The following is an 8653-nucleotide window of genomic DNA, read 5'->3' as shown; positions in this document are numbered from 1 at the left end:
CTCGCCTTGCAGACGCAAGGCGGCTGGATCCCGGATCAAGTCCGGGATGACGGGGAGAAGTGGTGCCTCAGGACGCCAAGGAGGGGAAGCGCCCGGGACTAACGTGGGCAGGAGGGAGCCGTTGAAGCCTTTGGCGAGACGGCTGTCAGGCTGCTGCGGTCAGTCTTTCTCCGGCGATGCGGTAGGAGATGGCTTCGGCCAGGTGGATTCGGCTGACGATCGATTTGTCATCGAGGTCGGCAAGGGTGCGGGCGACTTTGAGGATGCGGTGATAGCCGCGGGCGGAAAATTTGAGTTTTTCGGCGGCGTCGCGCAGCAATTGCAGCCCGGGGGCATCCGGTTCGGCGAATTTTTCGATGAGGGCGGTGGAGCAGCGGGCATTGGTGCCGATGCCCTGGAACCCTGCCCTGCTGTAGCGGTCTTCCTGCTTGCTTCGTGCCTGGGACACGCGTCTTGCAACATCGGCGCTGGTTTCGGCGCTCATGGGACGGATGAGATCGGCTGCTGAGACGGCGGGAACTTCGATTCGAATATCGATACGGTCCATCAAGGGACCGGAGATGCGCTGCTGATAATCCGTGACGCAGCGGGGGCCACGGGCGCAGGTGAAGCCCGGCTCTCCCGCCATGCCGCATTTGCACGGGTTCATGGCCGCAACGAGCTGGATCTGTGCGGGATAGCTGACGCGGTGGTTGGCGCGGGCGATGATGCATTCCCCCGTTTCCAGCGGCTGGCGCAAGGCATCCAGCACCTGCGGTGAGAATTCCGGAAACTCGTCCAGAAACAGCACGCCGTGATGCGCAAGCGACGCCTCCCCCGGTTTTGCCCGCAGGCCGCCGCCGACGAGAGCCGCCATGGTGGCGGAATGATGCGGCGTGCGAAACGGGCGACGGTCCGACAGCTTGCCGCCGGCCAGTTGCCCCGCAATGGAATGGACCATGGAGACTTCCAGTAATTCCCCCGCAGAAAGCGGCGGCAGGATGGAGGGGAGACGCGAGGCGAGCATCGACTTGCCCGAGCCGGGCGGCCCGACCATCAAGAGATTATGACCTCCGGCAGCTGCCACCTCAAGCGCCCGCTTGGCGCTTTCCTGCCCCTTGATATCGGCGAGATCCGGCAGATTGGCGGGGTTGGCACGAATGGAGGGCATGGGCCGGGACAGGCGCTGCGTGCCGCGAAAATGATTGGCAAGCGCGATCAGGCTGCGTGGTGCCAGAATGTCGATATCGCTGCCAGCCCAGGCCGCTTCCGAGCCGCTCTCGGCCGGGCAGATGAGCCCCCTGCCCTGGGCATTCGCACCGATGGCCGCAGGAAGCGCGCCGGACACCGCACCGATGGTGCCGTCCAGATTAAGCTCACCCAAGGCGACATAGGTATCCAGTGCATCCGCCGGAATGGCACCCAGCGCCGCCATCATGCCAAGCGCAATGGGCAGGTCGAAATGCGAACCTTCCTTGGGCAGATCCGCCGGGGCCAGGTTGACAGTGATCTTCTTTGCCGGAAGCGCTAGCCCTGACGCGTGCAATGCGGCCTGCACCCGCTCCCGGCTTTCGGCAACCGCCTTATCCGGCAGACCGACAATCTGCATCCCGACCTTGCCGGGCGCGACCATGACCTGAACCTCGACAGGCACACCCTCTATGCCCTGAAACGCCACCGTGTTGACGCGCGCAACCATGCAAGCCCCCATATGCGGACTTTAGAAAACTATAATAAAAAGTGTATTCGTCCGTTCATGCAACCTTTCACATTCTGCAAGCCGATACAAGAACAAGAAGTGAACATTTTCACCTTGGGGTGCGAGCCGGGTGTCTGCGCGCAACCCCGACCCGGCTGCCGCTCAAACGCCGGTGGAGCCGAAGCCGCCCGCGCCGCGCAGGGTTTGCGAGGTTTGCGTGACCTCGACAAGGGCAACCTGCGTAACAGGGGCGATGACCACCTGGGCGATGCGCATTGCGCGTTCGACCACGAAATCCTCCTGCCCGAGATTGGCGAGGATGACTTTGACCTCTCCCCGATAATCGCTATCGACCGTGCCGGGCGTGTTGAGGCAGGTGATGCCGTTCTTGATGGCAAGGCCGGAGCGCGGGCGGATCTGCGCTTCGTAACCCTCAGGCACTTCAAAGACGAGGCCCGTGGGCACCAGCGCGCGGGCACCGGGTTTCAACACCAGCGGTGCGCCCTCCTCCACCGCTGCGCGCAGATCCATGCCGGCTGCCCCTGCGGTTTCATAGGACGGGAGCTCAAGACCTTCGCCGTGGGGCAGACGGAGGAGATTGAGAACGGGGCGATTTTCATTTTTTACGGTCATGCGGCATTAGTTTGCCGTGTGAATGCCAAGGTCAATTGCAAAAGCGGCCCCGAAACGTTAGATAGCCCGCAATTCCACAGGATTTGTCTAATGCCCGAAACACTCGCAGAGGCGGTTTCCCGCCGCCGCACCTTCGCCATTATCGCGCACCCGGACGCCGGTAAGACGACACTGACCGAAAAGCTGCTGCTGTTCGGCGGTGCCATTCAGCTGGCTGGCGAGGTGAAGGCCAAGAAGGATCGCATCCAGACGCGGTCCGACTGGATGAAGATCGAACGCGAGCGCGGCATTTCGGTCGTGACCTCTGTCATGACCTTTGAATATGACGACAAGGTCTTCAATATTCTCGATACGCCTGGTCACGAAGACTTTGCCGACGATACCTATCGCACGCTGACGGCGGTCGATGCGGCCATCATGGTCATCGATGCCGCCAAGGGTATCGAGCCGCGGACGCTGAAGCTGTTCGAAGTCTGCCGTATGCGCGATATCCCCATCATCACCTTCGTCAACAAGATGGACCGTGAAAGCCGTGATATCTTTGAAATCCTTGACGAGATCGAGGAAAAGCTCGCGCTGGACACCGCGCCTGTGACCTGGCCAATCGGTCGTTCCAAGAGCTTCTGCGGCTCCTACCATCTGGCGAGCAACCGGGTGCGCGGCTCCGACAACGAGGTCGAGGCGACGCAGGTCAACGGTCCGCAGGCGGTGGCGGACCGGCTGCCGGAGAATGAGCGCGAGGCCTTTATTGGCGAGACGGAACTGGCGCTGGAAGCCTGCCGCCCGTTTGACCGCACCGCTTTTCTTGAGGGGCATCTGACGCCTGTCTTCTTCGGCTCCGCGCTGCGTAACTTCGGCGTGCGTGACCTGATCAATGCTCTGGGCGAAATCGCCCCGCCGCCGCGCGACCAGGTGGCCGATACCCGCACCGTGCATGCCGATGAAGACAAGATGACGGCCTTCGTCTTCAAGATTCAGGCCAATATGGACCCGAACCACCGCGACCGTATTGCCTTTGCGCGCATCTGCTCCGGCAAGCTGGAGCGCGGCATGAAGGCGCGGCTGGCGCGCACCGGCAAGCAGATGGGCCTGACGGCACCGCAATTCTTCTTCGCCTCGCAGCGCCACATTGCCGACACCGCCTTTGCGGGCGACGTCGTGGGTATTCCCAACCATGGCACATTGCGCATTGGCGACACGCTGACCGAGGGCGAAAACCTCGTCTTCCAGGGCGTGCCGAACTTTTCGCCGGAAATTCTGCGCCGCGTGCGGCTGGAAGATGCGATGAAGGCGAAGAAGCTCAAGGAAGCCCTGCATCAGATGGCCGAAGAAGGCGTCGTGCAGCTGTTTTCGCCTGAAGATGGCTCCCCCGCCATTGTCGGCGTTGTCGGCGCGCTGCAGCTGGACGTGCTGAAGGAGCGGCTGATGGGCGAATATGGCCTGCCGGTATCGTTCGAAATGTCGCGCTTTTCGATCTGCCGCTGGATTTCTTCGGACCAGCCCGCCGATATGGAGAAGTTCCTGACCGTCAAGCGCGGCGATATCGCCCGCGATCTGGATGGCGATCCGGTGTTTCTGGCGCAGGATGGCTTTTCGCTGCGCTACGAGGCGGAGCGCTACCCATCCATCAAGATGGCTGCAATCAAGGAATATCACGTCGCAAAGGCGGCGTGATATCTGACGTCATGACCCGGCGCCCGGTGCGATCAGGCCTTTGATGGGAGAAGAGTCTTTTCGTCTTGCAGACGCAGGGCGGATGGACCCCGGATCAAGTCCGGGGTGGCGGAGGTTGGAGCAATCAGCCCTGCGCGTCGCGCTTGCGCTCGATGGCATCCCACAGCAGGCTTGCGACATCGGCACCGCCAAACTTCTTGACTTCGCGAATGCCGGTCGGTGACGTGACGTTGATTTCCGTCATGTAATTGCCGATGACATCGATGCCGACGAAGAGGAAGCCGCGTTCGCGCAAGGCAGGGCCGATGCGCTCACAGATTTCCTTCTCGCGGGCCGTCAGCTCGGTCGGCTCCGGGCGGCCACCGGCATGCATGTTGGAGCGGGCATCATTTTCCGCAGGCACACGGTTGATGGCACCGACGGGCTCGCCATCCACCAGCAGGATGCGCTTGTCGCCCTTGCGGACGTCGGACAGATATTGCTGGGCGATGTAGGGTTCGCGGAACATCTGGCCGAACATTTCCAGAAGCGACGAGAAGTTGCGGTCATCGCGGGTGGAGTGGAACACGCCAGCGCCGCCATTGCCGTACAGCGGCTTTAGGATGATATCGCCCATTTCTTCACGGAAGCGGGCAATCTCGGCCACATCCTTGGTAATCAACGTGGCGGGCATCAGGTCGGCAAATTCGGTGACGAAGATCTTTTCGGGCGAATTGCGCACCCATGCCGGATCATTCACCACCAATGTCTTGGGGTGAATGCGCTCCAGCAGATGGGTGGAGGTGATGTAGGCCATGTCGAATGGCGGGTCCTGGCGCAGGTGGATGACATCCATGGTCGACAGGTCGACGCGCTCAGGCGCCGAAAGGGAGAAGTGGTCGCCCTTGATGTCGCGCAGCTCCATCTGTTCGACGGTTGCGTAGATTTTGCCATCGCGCATGGAGAGCCGATCCGGCGTGTAGTGGAAAAGGCGGTATCCGCGCGCCTGCGCCTCAAGGCTGATCGCGAATGTGCTGTCGCCAGCGATGTTGATGCCGGAGACATGATCCATCTGGATCGCGACGTTCTTGATTTTGGCCATGCGCAATTTCCTTTTGAAAGCCCGGAATGTGTAGGGCAGGCAAACTTCAAAGGCAACTGCTTCGAGATGGCCTATCTATGAGTTTTATTGAGGCATCCTGCACTCACAGCGACGGTGTTGCCGCAGGCAGCAGCCTGTTCTTGACGCGATATGCGATGGCGATCGGCGTCGGGAACGGGCGGCGCAGAAAGGCGACCTTGCGAACGTAAGTGTCCACCCGCCATGTGGCCCAGGTGCCCGCCTTGAAATAGGCGACATCACCCGCGCGCAGCTCATGTACCGATCCATCCTCGGCGGTCACATGCACCTCGCCTTCTAGAATATGGACCGTTTCATCCCAGCCGAAATACCAGCGGAACGTTCCAGCCGTGCAATCCCAGAGGGCCGTGTAGGAGGCGCGGTCGTCGCTGCGGGAGTGGTCCGCCATACGGGCCTGCGGCTCACCGGCAATGATCCAATCCGGATTGATCGGGGCGGAACGCATCTCCAGCGCGCAGGAGCTGGCAGAAACCACCGGCTGCGGCCGCATTCTTATGCCTGGCACGGGTCTTCCCGGCACCGCACGCGCCGCCAATGCCGCCACCGCTGCAATCATTCCATGCAAAACCATCTCTTGTCCCCAACCTTTGCAACGACGGGGTCATAGCACAAATGGAGTGTTCATGCCCTTCCAAAAAAACCTTCAATTTTAATGGAAGGGCGAAGCGAAACGCTCAATGGGCTGCCGCGAGGCTTTGCACGGGCTGGGTCTGCACCCTGGGCGCATTGCCTTCGATGCGCTTGCCGCTTTCCATATCGAAGAAATGCAGTCTGTCCGGTGTGATGGTCAGCACGAGATCCTCCGGCAGTTCGGTTTCTGCCGAGGTAGCGAAGGTGAGCTGCTGATCGCCCAGCATACCGTGGACGAGACGCTGCGAACCGAGCTCTTCGATATAATCCACCCGCAGGCGCAGCCCCTCCTCACCGACACCGGCAAGGCGCATGTCCTCTGCGCGAATGCCGACCGTTACCGGACCCGACGCTGGCGCATAGCCGTTGAGCGAAAGCACAGCCGGGCCCATGGCGAGACGATCCCCATGCAATTCACCGGACAGAAGGTTCATGGCCGGAGAGCCGATGAAGCTTGCGACAAAGGTTGAGGCCGGGCGGTGATAAACCTCCAGCGGTGCGCCGATCTGTTCGATACGACCGGCATTGAGCACCACCAGACGGTCAGCCAGCGTCATGGCTTCCAGCTGGTCGTGGGTGACATAGATGGAGGTGGTGCCGAGGCGGCGTTGCAGGCGCTTGATCTCACCGCGCATGGAAACGCGCAGCTTGGCATCGAGGTTGGAGAGCGGCTCATCGAAGAGAAAGGCTGCGGGCTTGCGCACTATGGCACGGCCCATGGCAACGCGCTGACGCTGACCGCCAGACAGGGCACGCGGCTTGCGATCCAGATAGGGCTGAAGCTCCAGCATCCGCGCCGCCTCCGCCACCCGCGCATCAATCTCCGCCTTGGGCGTCTTGCGGTTCTTCAGGCCATATTCAAGGTTCTGGCGAACCGACATATGGGGATAGAGCGCATAGTTCTGGAAGACCATGGCGATGTCGCGATCGGCGGGTTCCATGCGGTTGACGATCTTTCCAGCGATTGACACTTCGCCGTCAGAGATCGTTTCAAGGCCAGCGACCATCCGCAAAAGCGTCGACTTGCCGCAACCGGACGGCCCGACGAGAACGATGAACTCGCCATCGGTGATATCGATCGATACGGCATCCACCGCGCGGGCACCACCTGAGTAAATCTTCGATACATTGGCTATCGTGATGGGAGCCATGTTACTTCTCCGTCTCTGTAAGGCCGCGGATGAACAGCCGCTGCATGAAAATCACAATCAAGATTGATGGCAGCATTGCCAGAACGGCGCCTGCCATAGCGATATTCCATTCGATGACGCCATCTTGCACAGTGACCATGCGCTTCATGCCCATCATCAAGGTGTAGTAACCCGGGTCTGTCGTTACGAGCATGGGCCAAAGATACTGAACCCAGCCATATATGAAGAGGATGACGCAGAGCGCACCGATATTCGTGCGTGACAGGGGCAGCAGGATATCGCGGAAAAATTTCATAGGACCGGCACCATCGACACGCGCTGCTTCCAGCATCTCATCGGGAACAGTCATGAAGAACTGCCGAAAGAGGAAAGTCGCTGTTGCCGACGCAATCAGCGGGATTGTCAATCCTGCCCAGGAGTTCAACATGCCAAGGTCTGCCACGATCTTGTAAGTTGGCATGATGCGCACTTCAACCGGCAACATCAGTGTAACGAATATGATCCAGAAGGCCAGTTGCCGAAATGGAAACCGGAAATAGACGATGGCGAAGGCCGAGAGAATGGAGATGGCAATCTTGCCCACGGTGATGACCAAGGCCATGATCAGTGAATTGATTGCCATGCTCGAATAGTTGGGCAAACCATTGGCAGCCGAGGCCCCCGTCAATATGTGGCGGTAATTCTCGATGAAATGCGAGCCTGGCAGAAGCGGCATGGAGGAGCCGACCAGGGTGGCGGTGTCATGCGTCGATGCAATAATCGCAACATAGACCGGGAAAGCAACCACCAGAAAGCCGCAGAGCAGGAAGGCATGCGTGAGAAAAGTGAGGAAGGGGCGATTTTCGACCATTGTCGTTCCTTAATACTGGACGCGGCGTTCGACATAACGGAACTGAATGAAGGTCAGGACCATCACAATCAGCATCAGCAAGACTGACTGCGCAGAAGATGATCCGATATTCAGGCCGAGATATCCGTCGACAAACACCTTGTAGACAAGCGTGGTCGTGGACTGCGCCGGTCCGCCACCGGTTGTCGCGTCGATGATGGGGAAGGTGTCGAACATCGTGTAATTCACATTGATGATGAACAGGAAAAACGTCGTGGGCGAAATCAGCGGCAGTGAAATGGTGAAGAAGCGTTTCACCGGACCGGAGCGGTCAATGGCCGCCGCCTCCATCAATGATTGGGGAACGGATTGCAGACCGGCCAGGAAAAACAGGAAGTTGTAGGAAATCTGCTTCCAGGCAGCGGCGATGACGATGAGGATCATGGCGTGGGTGCCATTGAGATCGTGATCCCATTCAACGCCGATAAACTGCAAATAATAGGGCAAAATACCGGTCGAGGTGTTGAACATGAACCACCACAGCACACCCGCAATGACCGGCGCCACAGCATAGGGCCAGACGAGAAGTGTCGTATAGACCCGGCCGGTGCGAACGAGGCGATCGACGGCGGCGGCAAATGCCAGCCCGAGGACCATAGAAAGCACGGTTACGGATACGGCAAAGACCGCAGTTCTCGCGAGTGCATCGAGATAGTTGGGGTCGGCAAGAAGATTCTGGTAATGGGTGAGCCCGACGAAAACCGTGGCATAGCCGAAAGGATCTTCACGCTCGAAGGATGATTTGACTGCCTGTGCTGCGGGCCAGATGAAAAAGACTAGAGTAATGATCAGCTGTGGTGCCAGCAGCAGGTAAGGCAGCAGGCGACTGTCGAAAGTGGTTCGTTTGGTTTCCATGAAGCCTCGCACGGCGTGCTGAA

At 59.8% G+C, this 8653-nt stretch carries 8 protein-coding genes; 1 reads left to right on the top strand and 7 read right to left on the bottom strand.

The genetic code is table 11. The features are described from left to right. Positions 1–145: 145 nt before the first annotated feature. Together QRN85_RS23215 and dut are read right to left on the bottom strand one after the other, a co-directional pair. A complete protein-coding gene (locus QRN85_RS23215; RefSeq protein WP_284760291.1) occupies positions 146–1678 on the bottom strand; it encodes a YifB family Mg chelatase-like AAA ATPase in 1533 nt (510 codons plus the stop codon). Positions 1679–1840: 162 nt separating this feature from the next. Beyond that, positions 1841–2311 (bottom strand): dUTP diphosphatase, encoded by a 471-nt coding sequence (dut, locus tag QRN85_RS23210; protein WP_284760290.1) that lies wholly within the window; start codon positions 2309–2311, stop codon positions 1841–1843. A 90-nt stretch (positions 2312–2401) separates the two neighbouring features. On the opposite strand from dut, the gene QRN85_RS23205 reads away from it, so the two are divergent. After that, entirely contained in the window at positions 2402–3985 is a 1584-nt protein-coding gene (locus tag QRN85_RS23205) for a peptide chain release factor 3 (protein ID WP_284760288.1), read from the top strand. 124 nt (positions 3986–4109) lie between these two features. Here QRN85_RS23205 and gshB read toward each other — a convergent pair whose 3' ends face one another. The 5 genes from gshB to ugpA form a co-directional block, all read right to left on the bottom strand. Further along, complete coding sequence (gene gshB, locus QRN85_RS23200) at positions 4110–5066, bottom strand: glutathione synthase (RefSeq protein ID WP_062587668.1); 957 nt, start codon at positions 5064–5066, stop codon at positions 4110–4112. Between the two features lie 103 nt (positions 5067–5169). Then, entirely contained in the window at positions 5170–5595 is a 426-nt protein-coding gene (locus QRN85_RS23195) for a cupin domain-containing protein (protein WP_502870831.1), read from the bottom strand. Positions 5596–5779: 184 nt separating this feature from the next. Beyond that, positions 5780–6886 (bottom strand): sn-glycerol-3-phosphate import ATP-binding protein UgpC, encoded by a 1107-nt coding sequence (locus QRN85_RS23190; protein WP_284760287.1) that lies wholly within the window; start codon positions 6884–6886, stop codon positions 5780–5782. A gap of 1 nt (position 6887) precedes the next feature. Then, the gene (gene ugpE / locus QRN85_RS23185; protein WP_284760285.1) at positions 6888–7736 is read right to left on the bottom strand and encodes a sn-glycerol-3-phosphate ABC transporter permease UgpE; all 849 of its coding nucleotides are present in this window, start codon (positions 7734–7736) and stop codon (positions 6888–6890) included. 9 nt (positions 7737–7745) lie between these two features. After that, positions 7746–8630 carry a sn-glycerol-3-phosphate ABC transporter permease UgpA gene (ugpA, locus tag QRN85_RS23180; protein ID WP_062587755.1) on the bottom strand — a complete coding sequence of 295 codons (885 nt, stop codon included), beginning with the start codon at positions 8628–8630 and terminating at the stop codon, positions 7746–7748. Positions 8631–8653: the final 23 nt, after the last annotated feature.

This window comes from Agrobacterium sp. fls2-241-TYG-188a (genome assembly GCF_030209845.1).
The sequence above is the reverse complement of the archived record's forward strand: the minus strand, read 5'-3'. Positions and strand labels throughout refer to the sequence as shown.